The sequence below is a fragment of the Pseudomonas sp. GNP012 genome (assembly GCF_054343835.1).
Window position 1 is genome coordinate 3,841,004 of the sequence record NZ_JBTGUU010000001.1, and the last position, 15,732, is coordinate 3,856,735.

A 15,732-nucleotide genomic window follows, 5' to 3' on the forward strand; every position below is an offset into this window, starting at 1 on the left:
CCAAAAAAGAACAAGTTACTCACTATTATTCATTTTTAAAGAAAGTCAATCAGCCCTAGCCTGACGGTCATTGATCTTCTGAACGGTATCCAGACCATGTCTCCCCTGATTCGCTTATCCGCCAGTTTCGTTGCCCTGATGATGGCCATGGGCATCGGCCGTTTTGCCCTGACGCCGCAACTGCCACACCTGCTCAGCGAAGGTCAGATCGACCTGACCGCCGCCGGGCTGATTGCCGCCGCCAACTACCTCGGTTATTTCATCGGCGCGGTGGACGCCATGTTTTCCCGGCGTCCCGCGCAAGTGCGCCGGCGCCTGCTGGGCGGGTTGTGGCTCTGCGTGTTGCTGACCCTGGCGTCGTTCTGGGCCAACGGGTTCTGGTCGCACCTGCTGCTGCGCTTCGGTACCGGTGTGGCCAGCGCCTGGGTGTTGGTGATGATCACCGCACTGAGCCAGCCGCTCGCGGCAGCGGCCGGCCGTCCCCGGCTCGGCGCTCTGGTCTTCGCCGGACCGGGCCTGGGGATTTTTCTCACAGGCTTATTGGCCCTGGGCTCAAATCTGCTGGGCCAGAGTTCCGCCACCTTGTGGCTGGTTTACGCCGCCGCAGGGCTGGCGATGCTGCTGGGGGTTCTGCCGTTCCTGCCGCAAGCGAGCGCAATCGCGACCGCTGCACCCGGCGCCAGCGCATCGGGCACTCAAGGCATCGCTCGCCTGGGCTTGATCTACGGCTTGTACGGGTTGGGCTACATCATCCCGGCGACCTTTCTGTCGCAAATGGCCAATGCGCAATTCCATGGCCAATGGCAGGCCGACCTGTTCTGGCCGTGCTTCGGTCTTGCGGCGGCTACGGGTGTGGTGCTGGTGAGTTTGCGTCGCCAAAAAGCGGGCGCAACAAGGCGCTGGTTGATGGCAACATTATGGCTGCAAGCCGCAGGTGTGTTCGCCTGCCTGCTGGCCAACGGTCCGGGGCTGGCATTGGGTGTGATCCTGTGTGGCACGCCGTTCCTGGCCTGCATGCAACTGGTGATCCAGCGTTCCCGGGAACTGGCCCCCCATGCCACCCAACGCAATGCCGGCCTGCTGACGGCCTGCTTTGCCGTGGGCCAGCTCAGCGGGCCATTGCTGGCGGCGCTCAGCAGTCATTTCAGTGGCGGCTTGCAGCCGGCACTGGTGGTCGCCGGCTGCGGCTTGCTGATCGCCGGCGGTCTGTTGCTCGCGCCGGTCAATGCTGCCCCAGAGCTTTGCGCAAACGACGGCGCAGCCACTGCTCAGCGCTGACAAAGGTGATGCCCGCCAACACCAGCACTGCGCCAAGCACGAAGTTCAGGCTCAGTTCCTCCCCCAGCAGCACGACACCAAAGGTGACGCCAAACAACGGCGTCATGAACGAAAACACCGCGAGGTTCGCCGCCAGGTAACGGCGCAACAACCAGAACCACACAAGGTAACTGAAGAACGACACGACCACGCCCTGAAACAGCACACTGGTGAACGCCACGGTGGTCAGGCTGACATGGGTGATCTGGCCGCTGAGCAGAGCGATCAACAGCAAACCGAAAAAACCGACAATCAGCTGATAGAACAGCGTCAAGGTCACCGGTGCTTCCGACAGGCGCGAGGCGCGCACCACCACCGTGGTCGCGCCCCAGGCGGCCCCCGCCAGCACCCCCAAGGCATCGCCCATCAACATCCGGTAATCAAGATTGTCCCAGGACACCCCGCCGGCAAACGCGATGGCAATCCCGATAAAGGCCAGGACAATCCCCAGCCATTGCAGGGGTCGCAAACGCTCACTTGGCAATAACCAGTGCACACCCAATGCCGTGAAGATCGGCGCGGTGTAGAGGAACACCGACATGTGCGCCGCCGTGGTCAGTTGCAGGCCTTCGGAAATGAAGAAGAACTCGAGGCCGAACAAGGCGCCGGCCAGCAGACCGCCGCGCCAGGTCGTACTCACCTGGTTCCAGCCGCCCTTCCAGCAGATCAGCAGCCCGACCAGCAACGCCGACATGCCGGAACGTCCGGCCGCCTGCATCACCGGCGCGATATCGGCCGCCGCCCACTTGATCATCACCTGCTGAACGCCCCAGACCAGGCACAATCCGACCATCACTTGCAGGGCAAACCCGTCGGTACTGCGCCGGGTGACGCTCACCGGAACACCTCGAAGACACAATCCATGGCAAAGACTCGGCAGTAAAAGCAAAACCCCGGTCTTTTCGTTGAACAGAATCTACCGGGGCGAAAAATCGTGTTGTCGATTATCAACCAGAAGACCGGAAAATGCCCCCGTAGGAGCTGCCGAAGGCTGCGATCTTTTGATCCTTAAAATCAAGATCGCAGCCTTCGGCAGCTCCTACAGGGGCAGAGTGGGATCAACTCAGATCAATGCGATCGGCATGAATGACAATCTGGCCATTCTTGTACAACGCGCCAATGGCCTTCTTGAAGTTGCCCTTGCTGACACCGAACAGACTGCTGATCAACGCCGGATCGCTCTTGTCGCTCACGGCCAGGGTGCCGTTGTTTTCACGCAACTTGGCGAGGATCTTCGAGTTCAGGCTGGTGGCCGCTTCCTGGCCGACCGGCTGCAGGCTCAGGCTGATCTTGCCGTCGGCGCGAACTTCCTTGATGAAACCCTTTTCTTCTTTACCGGCGCGCATGAACTTGAAGATTTCGTTCTTGTGGATCAGGCCCCAATGCTTGTTGTTGATGATGGCCTTGAAGCCCATGTCCGTGGCTTCGGCCACCAGCAAGTCCACTTCCTGGCCAGCCGTGTAGTAGGCCGGGGTCTTGTCCAGGTAGCGGTCCAGGCGCGCGGTCGCGGTGATACGGCGGGTGTGCTTGTCGAGGTAGACGTGTACCACCACATACTCGCCCGCCGTCATCTGACGCTTCTCTTCGGAGAACGGCAGCAACAGGTCCTTGGGCAAGCCCCAGTCCAGGAATACGCCGATGCTGTTGACTTCAACAACTTTCAAACTGGCGAATTCACCCACTTGAACTTTCGGCTTTTCAGTAGTGGCGATGAGTTTGTCATCGCTGTCCAGATATATAAAAACGTTGAGCCAGTCTTCATCTTCGCTAGGAATATCTTTTGGAATATAACGATTTGGCAGAAGGATTTCGCCATCCGCGCCACCGTCCAGATATAAACCGAAGTTAGTGTGTTTAACCACTTGCAAACTGTTGTAACGCCCGACTAAAGCCATGTCCAATACCCTCATTGCGTGGGCGGCATTCTACCCGGTTTTAAGCGCCGCGTTCGGCCCCCGGCCCGGTGGCACCAGAAAATCCTCTGAAGGCCTTGATTTTCACGGGCTTTCATCGCATGCCTGGCCGCTCGTCAGACCGATCCGGGCATTCAGGCCATGCCCAGACAAGCGTGGCGCAGTATTTTTCAAGGCAATGTTCTTATTTAAAACAGCGGCTTAGACGCATATTTCGAATATTGTCCGAGGACTGATTATCCAGATCTCACGATTATTGCGAGGGGATATTTGCCAAGCAATTATCAGGTAATTCCTGTACGATGCCTGGCCAAGTTAATTTTCTACAGGTTAATGGCCGCCATGCGCGTAAAAGCATCCACCAGCAAAGCAAAGCCAGCTCCAGCCGTTGAAACCAGCGAGTCGATCAACAGCCAGATCGCAGCGTTCCTCAAGTCCGGCGGTGAAATCCAGCAAATTGCCAAAGGCGTCAGCGGCCAGACGTTCGGCCCGTCCAAGCAGATCACCCTGGGCAAAAAGTAACCCCCCTCGCGTCACCTGGTCCCAAAGCGCTTTGAGCCTCGAAGCGCTTGGACTGGAACCCTCGTCACTCCCTCCGGCCCCCCTTCAAATCCATGGAAATCGACGAACGGCCTTCGCTGCCGATCATTCGCCGGTATCCTTGCAAGCGTCTGGATCAAGCGTTTTAGCGGGCTCGCCAGCCTGCCCTCGCTGTTCATGGAGTGACGCATGTTCAAACCTTCCTGTTTATCGGCATTGCTCGGCGGTCTGTTGCTTTGCTCCGCGGCACACGCACAAATCTTTCAGCGTGAACTGGGTGCCTTCGATCTCAAACTCGGCACCACCCCCACCCGCAGCATGGCCCAAGGCCTGGTCAAACCCTCGGCCGTCGGTTCGTTCCACGGAGGCCTGGACCTGAGCCACGACAGCGGCTTCTACGTGGGCCAATGGTCACCCAGCATGGGCATCAGCCCGGGGAAAGACCTCGAGATCGATTCCTACGCGGGCTTTAAACAACCCTTCGACCAAACCCTCGGCTACGAAGTGGGCCTGATCCGCTACAGCTACCCCGAAGTCACCAGCCCTGGCAGCCAGGAACTGTTCGGTGGCCTGACCTTGCTCGGCAGCCGTTTCGGCATAGCCTTCAGCAACGACCCGGACAAACAGAACAACACGCTGTTCGCTGACTTGAGCGGCAATCAACCGTTCGGTGTCGGCATCAGCCTGAAATACACCACCCACCAATTCAATACACCAGTGGCGGTGGATGGCGGGTATGTAGCCAGCTTTACCGATTGGTCGCTGAAATTGTCCCGCCCGTTCATGGGCATCGACCTCGACCTGATCTACAGTGACTCCAGCCTGAGCGGCAGCGGTTGCTCGGCCTATGCCGGGCACAACAGCCAATGCGACGGGCTGGTGACGCTCAAGGCCGAACACGCGTTCTATTGATCGGCTGAACTGCCGGCCCCCTCCTGGGCTCACAAGAGAATCAGACCCCGAAGACTGGCTTTCGCAAGGATTCGCCCATGTCCCGCTGGCTCAAACATATCGCCGTTGTGTTGGCCGTTACCCTCGCCCTCGGCGCGTGCAGCCGCGTGGGCCTGGCCTACCGCAATCTCGATGTGATCATCCCGTGGACGCTCAGCGACTACCTGGACATGAACGGCGAGCAGAAAAGCTGGCTGGACGAACGCTTGAAGGAACACCTGAGCTGGCACTGCACCACCCAACTGCCCGGCTATCTCGACTGGCTGGACCGCCTGCAAACCATGATCGCGACCAACCAGGTCACCGATGCCGCCTTGCAGGCCCGCGCCCAAGAAGCCGAACAGGCGATCGCCGAGACCGCGCGGGAAATCACCCCGTCGGCCATCGAGTTGCTGCAAGGGCTGGATGACAAGCAAGTCGCCGAAATGAACGATGCCTTCGCCAAGGACCGGCGCAAACGCCAGGAGGAATACCTCAAGCCCACCCTCGACCAGCAGATCAAGGAGCGCAGCGCGCGCATGGAGAGGCGCCTGAACGACTGGCTCGGCCCACTGAGCAACACCCAGCAACAACGGGTCACCACATGGTCCAGGGCCTTGGGTGATCAGAATACGCAGTGGCTGGCCAATCGTGTCCATTGGCAGAAACAGTTCAGCGCGGCCGTCGCGCAACGCCAGAGTCCACAATTCCCACAACGAATCGAGACACTTCTGATCAATCGCGAGAGTTTGTGGACACCCGCCTATCGTCAGGCCTTTGCCAACACCGAGGCCCAGGCACGTTCGTTGTTCGTGGATCTCATGGCTGCAAGCACACCGAGCCAGCGCGAACGATTACTGAAGAAAATCGAGGGTGTGAGGAAGGACTTCAGTGACTTGAAGTGTCTGAAAGCGGCGAAACAAGGCTAAGTGCAACACAAATCCCCTGTGGGAGCGGGCTTGCTCGCGAAGACGTCGTCACATCCAACATGGATGTGACTGACAGACCGCTTTCGCGAGCAAGTCGAATCGTCGCACCGCCGCTCCCACAAAGGCACAACCGCATCTCAGGCAATCTGCGCCTTCGACGCCACCTGATCAAACGTCATCTCATCCAGCGCATCCTCCTGTTCATCGAGCACCTGCCGCGGGTGATCATTACCGGGAATACTGCTGTCGAGCAGACTCAATAAGCACGAACCCCGCTCCGTCAAAATGTAATTGGCACCCGTACCCCCTTCCTCCTCCGGTCGCGGCGCGATATAGCCACGCATCAGCAGCAGCTTTTCGTACTCGCCAGCCACCGTTTTCAAGTGATCAAGATTATCTATCGACTCGCCTTCCGCGGCCTTCTGCGCCGCATGCTGTTCGGCGTAAGGCCGCGGCGTGAAGTTGTGGCCCGCGCTGTTTTGCGCTTCATGCAGCAAGCGCTCTATCAAGTCCCAGTTGTAAGTCGTCATCCTGATTCAACCTCCGGTGTCCGTTCGATGGATGCCCGTGCAATTGAACGGGCCTTACAGGTTGTGACCGGTGCGCCCGGCAGCCGTTCAGACGGCCTTTCGCTGACGACCGACCGGCGGCATGTCGAATTCCACCCAAGCCAAACGACTAGTCTGTGTAGGTCACCTCCCAGCCCCACGCAGGAGAAAACAACATGAACATCCAGAATCACCCCGTCGTGTCGCGGGAAGAATGGCTCGCTGCCCGCAAACAACACCTGATCCACGAGAAAGCCTTCACCAGGGAACGGGACAAACTCAGCGCCGAACGCCGCGCCCTGCCCTGGGTGAAAATCGACAAGGACTACCATTTCCAGGGGCCCAATGGCGAACTGAAACTGGCGGACCTGTTCGGCGGCCGCAGTCAGTTGGTCATCTACCACTTCATGTTCGCCGAGGGCTGGGACGAGGGCTGCCCCGGCTGCTCGTACCTCAGCGATCACATCGACGGTGCCAACCAGCACCTGGCCCACCACGACATTGCAGTGGTGGCGGTTTCCCACGCACCCTTCGATGAATTCCAGGTGTTCAAGCGGCGCATGGGCTGGAAGTTCGACTGGGTGTCGTCGGCAGGATGCGACTTCAACTACGACTTTGGCGTCTGTGCCCGGGCCGAAGAGGTCGCCGCAGGAAAGGCTACGTACAACTACGAAAAAACCGACGGCGCCGAGGAAGAACTCCCCGGTCTCAGCGTGTTTTATCGCAATGAAGCCGGCGAAATCTTCCACACCTACTCCACCTATGCCCGCGGCCTGGACATGCTGGTCGGCGCCTACAACTACCTCGACCTGACGCCCAAGGGTCGCAACGAGGAGGAAATCATGGAGTGGGTGCGCCACCATGACAAATATGAGGAGCAGGCGAAGTCGAGTTGCTGCCACAGTGGTTAGCCCCAGACACCTAGGCGCGGCCTTCGCGGGCAAGCCCGCTCCCACAGTTTTCTGTGTTGTTCACAAAACCCGTGGGCTTGCCCGCGAAGTGGCCCTGATAACCAACGCAAATATCACAGACTGAACTTTCCCCAGGGGCCAGCGCTCAACCGGATAACCCGCCTTGACCGGAGCTGAGGCCCCTGCCCATGAAACCACTGCTGAAGACACTCACTCTCGCCGCTGCCCTCGCTTGTGCCCTGCCCGCCTGGGCCTGCACTCCCGAGGAAGCCACCGCCAAACGCGAACAACTGGCCCAGCAAGTGGCCAGGCTCACCGAGCAGAACCCGGCCAAGGCCAAGGAAATCAACGACGAATTGCAGAAGATGGATCTGGGCACTGCCTCGAAAGACTTGCCGGACAAGTGCCAGTTGATCGACCAGCGCTTGAAGGAGCTGGGCTCTGCCGAGAAGAAAACCGAAGGCTGAAAGACGCCAGGTATAAAAAAACCCGGACGATGTCCGGGTTTTTCCTGAGTCACTTACAGCGACTTACTCAGCCGCTGGCGCTTCCGGCTTGCGGCGCTTGAGCGGCGCCATGCCGTCCTTGCTGACCAGGGAATCACTCTTCGGCCGGTTGGCGCTCTTGCGCTTGGTCGGGGTCTTGGCGGCAGTTTTCTTCTTGTCGCCCTTGGCGTCGGTCTTTTTCTTCTTCACGCCGACGGCCTTGCCCGAGGCCTTGACCTTCTTCGGTCCGCCGTAGGTGCCTTTGACTTCCTTGATGGTGCGGCGCTCGAAGCTCTGCTTGAGGTAGCGCTCGATGCTCGACATCAGGTTCCAGTCGCCGTGGCAGATCAGCGAGATGGCCAGGCCATCGTTACCGGCGCGGCCGGTACGACCGATACGGTGCACATACTCGTCGCCACTGCGCGGCATGTCGAAGTTGATCACCAGGTCCAGGCCGTCAACGTCCAGGCCGCGAGCGGCGACGTCGGTGGCCACGAGGATTTTCACGCCGCCCTGCTTCAGGCGGTCGATCGCCAGTTTGCGATCCTTCTGGTCTTTCTCGCCGTGCAGCACGAACGCTTTGTATTCCTGCGCCACCAGGCGGCCGTAGATGCGGTCGGCCATGGCCCGGGTGTTGGTGAAGACGATGGCCTTCTGGTAGGTCTCGTTGGCCAGCAGCCAGTTGACGATCTGTTCTTTGTGCTGGTTGTGGTCAGCGGTGATGATCTGCTGGCGAGTGGTGTCGTTCAGCTGGCTGACCGCGTTGAGCTGCAGGTGCTCAGGGTTGTTCAGGACCTTGGCGATCATCTCGCGCAGGCCCGAGCCACCGGTGGTAGCGGAGAACAGCATGGTCTGCTGACGGTTGGTACATTCGTCCACCAGACGCTGCACGTCTTCGGCGAAGCCCATGTCGAGCATGCGGTCGGCTTCGTCGAGCACCAGTACTTCGACTTCCTTGAGGTCGAGGTTACCGGCGTTAAGTTGCTCGATCATCCGGCCCGGCGTACCGATCAGGATGTCCGGCACCTTGCGCAGCATCGCGGCCTGGACCTTGAAGTCTTCGCCGCCGGTGATCAGGCCAGACTTGATGAAGGTGAACTGCGAGAAGCGTTCAACTTCCTTCAGCGTCTGCTGGGCCAGTTCGCGGGTTGGCAGCAGGATCAGGGTCTTGATGCTGACGCGGATTTTCGCCGGGCCTATCAGACGGTTGAGGATGGGCAAAACGAATGCGGCGGTTTTGCCGCTACCGGTTTGCGCCGTCACCCGCAGGTCACGCCCTTGGAGCGCCAGCGGAATGGCCGCGGCTTGCACAGGCGTTGGCTCGACAAATTTCAGCTCGGCCACGGCTTTGAGCAGGCGTTCGTGCAGGGCGAATTGGGAAAACACGGGTGCTACCTCGAAGAAATGCAAAAAAACAGCTGCATAGGGTAACGGTTTCGAGCGCTCAGGCCGAGTTTCTTTATGCAAATGGCGGTAAACAGTTGGTTTTTTGTTGCCTTGTTTTTCCCGAAACGCAATACAAAGCGTCTTAAATGCTCTAATCGCCTCTCGCGCCCTACAGAAGAATCGTTTTGACCATGGATATCAAACAGCTCTGGATCAACGTCCTGGACCTTTGGGGTGCCCTCGACCAGCACCCGCTCTTACATTCAAGCCTGGCGCTGCTGCTGTTGCTGGCCATTGCGCTGTTCCTCGGACGGGTGGCGCGCTACCTCATACTGCACGCGGCAAAAATGCTCAGCCGCCAGCCGGCCCTGCACTGGGTCAATGATTTTCTACAGAACAAGGTGTTTCATCGCCTGGCCCAGATCACGCCTTCGCTGGTAATCCAGTTCGGCCTCAATCTGGTGCCGGACCTGAGCAAGACCAGTCTGAATTTCCTCGGCAACGTCGCCCTGTCCTTCACCTTCCTGTTTCTACTGCTGGCGGTCAGCGCCCTGCTCAATGCCCTGCTGGACATCTACGCGCGCACCGAACACGCCCGCACCCGCTCGATCAAGGGCTATGTGCAACTGGCGAAAATGGTGCTGTACGTGTTTGGCGCGATCATCATCGTCGCGACCTTGATCGACCGCTCGCCGCTGTTGCTGCTTTCGGGCCTGGGTGCCATGTCGGCGGTGATTCTGTTGGTCTACAAGGACACGCTGCTGTCGTTCGTCGCCAGCGTGCAATTGACCAGCAACGACATGCTGCGGGTCGGCGACTGGATCGAAATGCCCCAGGTGGGCGCCGACGGCGATGTGGTGGACATCACCTTGCACACGGTCAAGGTGCAGAATTTCGACAAGACCATCGTCTCGATTCCGACCTGGCGCCTGATGTCCGAATCGTTCAAGAACTGGCGCGGCATGCAGGCTTCCGGTGGCCGCCGGATCAAGCGCAGCCTGTTCATCGACGCCAGCGGCGTGCGCTTCCTGCGCGACGACGAGGAGCAGAAGCTGTCGCAGGTGCACTTGCTCACCGACTACATGACCCGCAAGCAGGCCGAGCTCAAGGCCTGGAACGAAGCCCAGGGCAACGTCGCGGCCATGTCGGCCAACCGCCGGCGGATGACCAACATCGGCACTTTGCGCGCCTATGCGCTGGCCTACCTGAAGAGTCATCCGGGGATCCAGCCGAACATGACCTGCATGGTCCGCCAGATGCAGACCACGGCCCAGGGCATTCCACTGGAAATCTACTGTTTTACCCGCACCACGGCGTGGGCCGACTACGAGCGGATCCAGGGAGATATTTTCGACTACCTGCTGGCGGTGCTGCCGGAGTTCGGATTGAACCTGTATCAGCAGCCGAGCGGGACGGATTTGCGGGCGGGGATATTGCCGGCGGTACTGGGCGCGAGCCATATTCCCGAAGCTGAAAAGCGCAGGGTGTAACACCACAAAAAACAAATGAGGGAGCGGGCTTGCTCGCGAATGCGGTGCGTCATTCAACATTGATGTCGACTGACAGTCCGCTTTCGCGAGCAAGCCCGCTCCCACCGGAATTACATCGTTTTCAGAAATTGCGAGTTACTTGACCTGCCGCTGCGGTGCCTTGTGCACCATGGTGTAGGCGTAATCCACGCCCATGCCGTACGCGCCGCTGTGTTCGAGCACCAGTTCCATCACCGCCTCGTAAGTGTCCTTGTGTGCCCAGTCACGCTGGTATTCGAGCAACACTTGTTGCCAGGTCACCGGTACCGCGCCGGCCTGAATCATCCGTTGCACCGACATGTCGTGGGCTTCCTTGCTGGTACCACCGGAAGCGTCGGTGACGATGTACACCTCGTAGCCTTCTGCCAGGGCTTCCAATGCCGGGAAAGTCAGGCAGACCTCGGTCCACAGCGCGGCAATGATCAGTTTCTTGCGGCCGGTGGCTTTCACCGCGTCGACCAGTGCCTTGTCTTCCCAGGAGTTCATCGAAGTGCGCTCGATCGGCTTCTGATCCGGGTGCACCGCCAGCAATTCGGGCCAGATGTAGCCGCTGAAGCTTTCGGTTTCGACCGAGGTGTAGATGGTCGGCACGTTGAAGATCTTCGCCGCCTTGGCCAGGCCCACGGTGTTGTTCTTCAGGGTCTGACGATCAATGGACTGCACGCCGAAAGCCATTTGCGGCTGGTGGTCGATCAGGATCAGGGCGGAGTTGGTTGGGTTGAGCAGTTCACGAATAGACATGGCGCGTTCCTTTTGATGTCGATACTTCGAATGGGTAAGGGGTTAGTCGACGTTGCCTTCAGCGGCGTTGTTGTCGGCTTGGATGTCACTTTAGGGGCTGGCGATAAAAGGGACAATTACCTAAAATCGAGAATAATTGATTCTAAAACAGGGACAATATGGATCGCATCGAATGCATGCGCGCCTTCGTCGTCACGGTCGGCGAGAACGGCTTCGCCGCAGCCGCCCGGGCCATGGACGTGCCGCGCTCGAAAGTCAGCAAACAGATTCAGGCGCTGGAAGAAGCCATCGGTGTGCAATTGCTGCAACGCACCACCCGCAGCCTGCACCTGACCGAGGCCGGAGCCGAGTATTTCGATGCAGCACGGGAAGTGTTGGCGGCACTGGATGAGGCCGAGCAACGTGCCCGTGACGGCATCGGCGAGTTACGCGGTGTGTTGCGGGTCAATGCACCGATGTCGTTTGGTCTTCGGCGGCTGGGGCCGTTGATTCCGCTGTTTCATGAACAGCACCCGAACATCGAACTGCAACTGGTGCTCAGCGACCAGCAGGTCGACCCGGTGCGGGGCGGCTTTGACGTGACCATCCGCATCGCCAGCATGCCCGACTCGACCATGATCGCCCGACAACTGGCGCCCGCACCGCGCATCATGGTGGCGTCCCCGGCTTATCTCGAACGCGCGGGCGTTCCACAGACTCCGCAGGATCTGCGCACCCATCAATGTCTGAACTACGGGTATCTGCAGAGCGGTGTCAGCCTGCAACTGTGCAATGGCAAGGAAACCCAGCGAGTGAACGTCACCGGCCCACTGCACGCCAACAACGGCGACCTGCTCGCCCAGGCCGCCGAAGCCGGCATGGGCATCGCCCTGCTACCGGACTTCATCGTCGAGGATGCGCTGGCGGCCGGGCGACTGGTGCCGGTGCTGTGCGAATGGCAGGCCCCGGCGATCACCATCAACGCGGTGTATTCGTCGGCGCGGCGGGTGCCGCAAAAGACCCGGGCGTTTATCGAGTTTCTGGTGGGGCAACTGGCGCCGAAGTGATTTATTAATTCACACAACTTCCTGTGGGAACGAGCTTGCTTGCGATAGCTATTTCACAGCCGACATCTTTTCCGACTGTCATGCCGTCATCGCGAGCAAGCTCGCTCCCACAAGGCTCAATGAACGGCCAAAGGCTTGCGTATACCCAACCGACTGATCCACACCGCCAGCAAAATCACCGAACCGCCGAGCAACAATCGCCCAAGTTCTTCATGCTGGTTCCAGATCAGCAGATTGATCAGCAACCCCACGGGCACATGCAGGTTGTTCATCACCGCCAGGGTCCCGCCATTTACCATGCACGCCCCCTTGTTCCACCAATACAAACCCAGCGCAGTCGAGACCAGACCGAGGAACAACAGCACACCCCATTGCAAAGGCGCTTCGGGCAGGAAGTTCTGTTTGCCGAACAACAGAAACGCCGGCAACGCCACCGCCAATGCGCCAAGGTAGAAGTAGCCGAAACGTCGGTAATGCGGCAGATCGCTCGGGTGGCGGGCGACCAGGTGTTTGTACAGCACCTGCCCGGCGGCATAGGTGAAGTTGGCCAGTTGCAGCAGCAGGAAACCCATGAAGAAATCCGGGTTGATCCGGTCAAAGCGAATCACCGCCGCCCCCGCCACCGCCACCAGCGCCGCGACCAGGGCCCAAGGATTGAAGCGACGATTGAGTGCATCTTCGATCAGGGTCACGTGCAACGGCGTGAGGATGGTGAACAGCAGCACTTCCGGCACCGTGAGTACGCGAAAGCTCAGGTACAGGCAGACGTAGGTCACGCCGAACTGCAAGGCGCCGATCAGCAGCATGCCGCGCATGAACGCCGGCTCCACCGAGCGCCAGCGGGTCAGCGGGATGAACACCAGCCCTGCCAGGAGCACGCGCACCAGCACCGCGAAGTAACTGTCGACATGACCGGCCAGGTATTCGCCGATCAAACTGAAGGAAAACGCCTGGATCAGCGTGACAAAAAGTAGATAGCCCATGCTCGCCTCGTTTTGAATGGCGGCGACGATAGCGGGTTTTGCTACTGATCGCGAACACCCAAACCATACAAAAATCCATTGTGGGAGCGAGCTTGCTCGCGATAGCGGCGGATCAGTCAACATCATTGTCGACTGACACTCAGTCATCGCGAGCAAGCTCGCTCCCACGGGTTTTTTAGGTGCTTGTTAAATCACAGGCAAAAAAAAGCCCGATCTCGCTAAAGCGTTCAATCGGGCCAGAGCACTCAGGAGCAACAAGTGCGAAGGGAGGTTCGATGCGCGTACAGGCTTGAAGGGGTGCGCCAGGTCACTAGACCATCCAGCGATTATCTGGCGATTAATGGATCAGGCCACTTGCGCAAGCCTGGCGTTCGCCTGGTTCAGGCCTTTCTCCTGGAAGTCACCGCCCAGGTTCATGCCTTCGGCGTGGATGAACGTCACGTCGTGGATGCCGATGAAGCCCATGACCTGACGCAGGTACGGTTCCTGGTGATCGGCGGTGCTGCCGGCATAGATGCCACCACGAGCCGTCAACACATAGGCGCGCTTGCCGCTGAGCAGGCCCTGTGGACCGGTTTCGGTGTACTTGAAGGTCACGCCGGCACGCAGCACGTGGTCAAGCCAGGCTTTCAGCGTGCTGGGGATCGCAAAGTTGTACATGGGCGCGGCCATGACCAGTACATCGGCGGCGAGCAATTCGTCGGTCAGCTGGTTGGAGCGTTCCAGGGACGCCTGTTCGATGTCGCTGCGCTGCTCGGCGGGTTTCATCCAGCCACCCAGCAGGTTGATATCCAGATGTGGCACCGGATTGACCGCCAGGTCCCGGACAGTGATCTGGTCATTCGGGTGAGCGGCTTTCCACTGACTGATGAACGTCTGGGTCAGTTGACGGGAAACCGAGTCTTGCTGACGGGCACTGCTTTCGATGATCAGAACGCGGGACATGGGATGTAGCCTCCATCTGAGAATGCTGTAGGTCGATGGAGTGAAGGTTAAACAGAGTCATATCGATGAAAAAGCGCAAATAACTGCTATAACCCATCAATAAATTCGTTTATAAGCTCAACATACTCTGTGGGAGCGGGCTTGCTCGCGAATAGGCCGTGTCAATCGACATGAACGTTGAATGACGCACCGCCTTCGCGAGCAAGCCCGCTCCCACAGGAGATTGCTGTTATTTCGGGGTGCAGGTCAGCTCGATGCGCAGCTTGATGATGTTGCGGCTGAATTTGGCGGTGGCATTTTTGTGCTTGCCGGCCGGTACGTCGATCTTGCGGGTACGCGGTGCTTCCGGGCCATTGATGAAGACGGCCTTGCAGCTTGCATCGACGTCGCCGTAGTTGGCCACCTGGATGGAGCCGATGTCGCTATCCGTGTCGTAGGTCTGGTAATCGATCTTCATGCCGTTGAGGTCTTTCTTCACATCGATCGGGTAAGCCATCGCCGTCAACGGCAGCAGCGCCAGCAGCACACAACAGATTTTTTTCATTCAGCAGCCTCCAGTAAGGGCTGCCAGCTTAGGACAAGAGGAGCTCAACATGAAAGCGCCCCGCGTGACCCTTGATCAATGGCGAACGCTGCAAGCCGTGGTCGATCACGGTGGTTTCGCCCAGGCCGCCGAGGCGCTGCATCGCTCGCAATCATCGGTCAGCTACACCGTGGCACGCATGCAGGATCAGCTCGGCGTGCCGCTGCTGCGCATCGACGGACGCAAAGCCGTGCTGACCGAAGCCGGCGGCGTGCTGTTGCGCCGCTCCCGGCAACTGGTGAAACAGGCCAGCCAACTCGAAGACCTGGCCCATCACATGGAACAGGGCTGGGAAGCCGAAGTGCGCCTGGTGGTCGATGCCGCTTACCCAAGCGCCCGCCTCGTCCGCGCCTTGACCGCGTTCATGCCGCAAAGCCGTGGCTGCCGGGTGCGCCTGCGTGAGGAAGTGCTGTCGGGCGTGGAGGAAGTCCTGCTCGAAGGCGTGGCCGACCTGGCCATCACGGGCTTCAGTATTCCCGGTTACCTGGGCGCGGAATTGAGCGACGTCGAGTTCGTTGCGGTCGCCCACCCCGAACATCCCCTGCACCGCCTCAACCGCGAACTGAGCTTCCAGGACCTGGAAAGCCAGATGCAAGTGGTGATCCGCGACTCGGGCCGCCAGCAACCTCGGGACGTCGGCTGGCTCGGGGCCGAACAACGCTGGACCGTCGGCAGCCTGGCCACCGCCGCGACCTTCGTCGGCAGCGGCCTGGGTTTTGCCTGGTTGCCCCGGCACCTGATCGAACGGGAACTCAAGGAAGGTACGCTCAAGCTGCTACCGTTGGATCAGGGCGGCAGCCGCAACCCGAGCTTTTACCTGTATTCGAACAAGGACAAACCACTGGGACCTGCCACGCAGATTCTCATCGAACTGCTGCGCACCTTCGACACCGCACCACTGGACGCCCCGTTCGCCGCCCCCGAACAAGCCTGACACGGAGTGTAT

At 59.5% G+C, this 15,732-nt stretch carries 17 protein-coding genes; 9 read left to right on the plus strand and 8 right to left on the minus strand.

The window, feature by feature from the left end; genetic code table 11:
- Nucleotides 1-96 precede the first annotated feature (96 nt).
- The gene (locus ACXX83_RS17240) at nucleotides 97-1,278 is read left to right on the plus strand and encodes an MFS transporter (RefSeq protein WP_458549158.1); all 1,182 of its coding nucleotides are present in this window, start codon (nucleotides 97-99) and stop codon (nucleotides 1,276-1,278) included.
- Here ACXX83_RS17240 and ACXX83_RS17245 read toward each other — a convergent pair.
- Together ACXX83_RS17245 and ACXX83_RS17250 are read right to left on the minus strand one after the other, a co-directional pair.
- Nucleotides 1,223-2,155 carry a DMT family transporter gene (locus tag ACXX83_RS17245; RefSeq protein WP_458549159.1) on the minus strand — a complete coding sequence of 311 codons (933 nt, stop codon included), beginning with the start codon at nucleotides 2,153-2,155 and terminating at the stop codon, nucleotides 1,223-1,225. The genes ACXX83_RS17240 and ACXX83_RS17245 overlap by 56 nt on opposite strands.
- 220 nt (nucleotides 2,156-2,375) lie before the next feature.
- Nucleotides 2,376-3,212, minus strand: coding sequence for a CvfB family protein (locus ACXX83_RS17250; RefSeq protein ID WP_458549160.1), 837 nt, complete (start codon nucleotides 3,210-3,212; stop codon nucleotides 2,376-2,378).
- Between the two features lie 351 nt (nucleotides 3,213-3,563).
- Here ACXX83_RS17250 and ACXX83_RS17255 point away from each other — a divergent pair, with 351 nt between their 5' ends.
- The 3 genes from ACXX83_RS17255 (at nucleotide 3,564) to ACXX83_RS17265 (ending at nucleotide 5,629) form a co-directional block, all read left to right on the plus strand.
- Nucleotides 3,564-3,752, plus strand: a complete 189-nt coding sequence (locus ACXX83_RS17255; RefSeq protein WP_015096330.1) for a PFL_1563 family small protein — start codon at nucleotides 3,564-3,566, stop codon at nucleotides 3,750-3,752.
- Nucleotides 3,753-3,959: 207 nt separating this feature from the next.
- A complete protein-coding gene (locus tag ACXX83_RS17260) occupies nucleotides 3,960-4,682 on the plus strand; it encodes a TorF family putative porin (RefSeq protein WP_458549161.1) in 723 nt (240 codons plus the stop codon).
- 77 nt (nucleotides 4,683-4,759) lie between these two features.
- Nucleotides 4,760-5,629 carry a DUF6279 family lipoprotein gene (locus ACXX83_RS17265; protein WP_458549162.1) on the plus strand — a complete coding sequence of 290 codons (870 nt, stop codon included), beginning with the start codon at nucleotides 4,760-4,762 and terminating at the stop codon, nucleotides 5,627-5,629.
- A gap of 137 nt (nucleotides 5,630-5,766) precedes the next feature.
- On the opposite strand, the gene ACXX83_RS17270 is transcribed toward ACXX83_RS17265, so the two are convergent.
- On the minus strand, nucleotides 5,767-6,159 hold the full coding sequence (locus tag ACXX83_RS17270; RefSeq protein ID WP_458374127.1) for a transcriptional regulator: 393 nt from the start codon (nucleotides 6,157-6,159) through the stop codon (nucleotides 5,767-5,769).
- A gap of 194 nt (nucleotides 6,160-6,353) precedes the next feature.
- On the opposite strand from ACXX83_RS17270, the gene ACXX83_RS17275 reads away from it, so the two are divergent.
- Together ACXX83_RS17275 and ACXX83_RS17280 are read left to right on the plus strand one after the other, a co-directional pair.
- Nucleotides 6,354-7,088, plus strand: coding sequence for a DUF899 domain-containing protein (locus ACXX83_RS17275; RefSeq protein ID WP_458549163.1), 735 nt, complete (start codon nucleotides 6,354-6,356; stop codon nucleotides 7,086-7,088).
- A gap of 188 nt (nucleotides 7,089-7,276) precedes the next feature.
- Nucleotides 7,277-7,555, plus strand: coding sequence for a hypothetical protein (locus ACXX83_RS17280; RefSeq protein ID WP_458549164.1), 279 nt, complete (start codon nucleotides 7,277-7,279; stop codon nucleotides 7,553-7,555).
- 63 nt (nucleotides 7,556-7,618) lie between these two features.
- Here the strand turns inward: ACXX83_RS17280 and ACXX83_RS17285 are convergent, their stop codons facing one another.
- Nucleotides 7,619-8,959 (minus strand): DEAD/DEAH box helicase, encoded by a 1,341-nt coding sequence (locus tag ACXX83_RS17285; RefSeq protein WP_007972492.1) that lies wholly within the window; start codon nucleotides 8,957-8,959, stop codon nucleotides 7,619-7,621.
- Between the two features lie 191 nt (nucleotides 8,960-9,150).
- Here ACXX83_RS17285 and ACXX83_RS17290 point away from each other — a divergent pair, with 191 nt between their 5' ends.
- Nucleotides 9,151-10,449 carry a mechanosensitive ion channel family protein gene (locus ACXX83_RS17290; RefSeq protein ID WP_217836046.1) on the plus strand — a complete coding sequence of 433 codons (1,299 nt, stop codon included), beginning with the start codon at nucleotides 9,151-9,153 and terminating at the stop codon, nucleotides 10,447-10,449.
- A 135-nt stretch (nucleotides 10,450-10,584) separates the two neighbouring features.
- Here ACXX83_RS17290 and ACXX83_RS17295 read toward each other — a convergent pair whose 3' ends face one another.
- A complete protein-coding gene (locus ACXX83_RS17295) occupies nucleotides 10,585-11,229 on the minus strand; it encodes a hydrolase (RefSeq protein ID WP_008018228.1) in 645 nt (214 codons plus the stop codon).
- Between the two features lie 158 nt (nucleotides 11,230-11,387).
- On the opposite strand from ACXX83_RS17295, the gene ACXX83_RS17300 reads away from it, so the two are divergent.
- Complete coding sequence (locus ACXX83_RS17300; protein ID WP_046043699.1) at nucleotides 11,388-12,275, plus strand: LysR family transcriptional regulator; 888 nt, start codon at nucleotides 11,388-11,390, stop codon at nucleotides 12,273-12,275.
- A gap of 116 nt (nucleotides 12,276-12,391) precedes the next feature.
- Here ACXX83_RS17300 and ACXX83_RS17305 read toward each other — a convergent pair whose 3' ends face one another.
- From ACXX83_RS17305 to ACXX83_RS17315, 3 genes are all read right to left on the minus strand, one after another.
- Nucleotides 12,392-13,258 carry a carboxylate/amino acid/amine transporter gene (locus ACXX83_RS17305; protein ID WP_217836047.1) on the minus strand — a complete coding sequence of 289 codons (867 nt, stop codon included), beginning with the start codon at nucleotides 13,256-13,258 and terminating at the stop codon, nucleotides 12,392-12,394.
- A 345-nt stretch (nucleotides 13,259-13,603) separates the two neighbouring features.
- Nucleotides 13,604-14,203 carry an FMN-dependent NADH-azoreductase gene (locus tag ACXX83_RS17310; RefSeq protein ID WP_015096339.1) on the minus strand — a complete coding sequence of 200 codons (600 nt, stop codon included), beginning with the start codon at nucleotides 14,201-14,203 and terminating at the stop codon, nucleotides 13,604-13,606.
- Between the two features lie 229 nt (nucleotides 14,204-14,432).
- Nucleotides 14,433-14,747 (minus strand): hypothetical protein, encoded by a 315-nt coding sequence (locus ACXX83_RS17315; RefSeq protein WP_015096340.1) that lies wholly within the window; start codon nucleotides 14,745-14,747, stop codon nucleotides 14,433-14,435.
- Nucleotides 14,748-14,796: 49 nt separating this feature from the next.
- Between ACXX83_RS17315 and ACXX83_RS17320 the strand changes: the two genes are divergently transcribed.
- Nucleotides 14,797-15,720, plus strand: a complete 924-nt coding sequence (locus ACXX83_RS17320) for a PA3225 family LysR-type transcriptional regulator (protein WP_458549165.1) — start codon at nucleotides 14,797-14,799, stop codon at nucleotides 15,718-15,720.
- The last annotated feature ends 12 nt before the right edge of the window (nucleotides 15,721-15,732 follow it).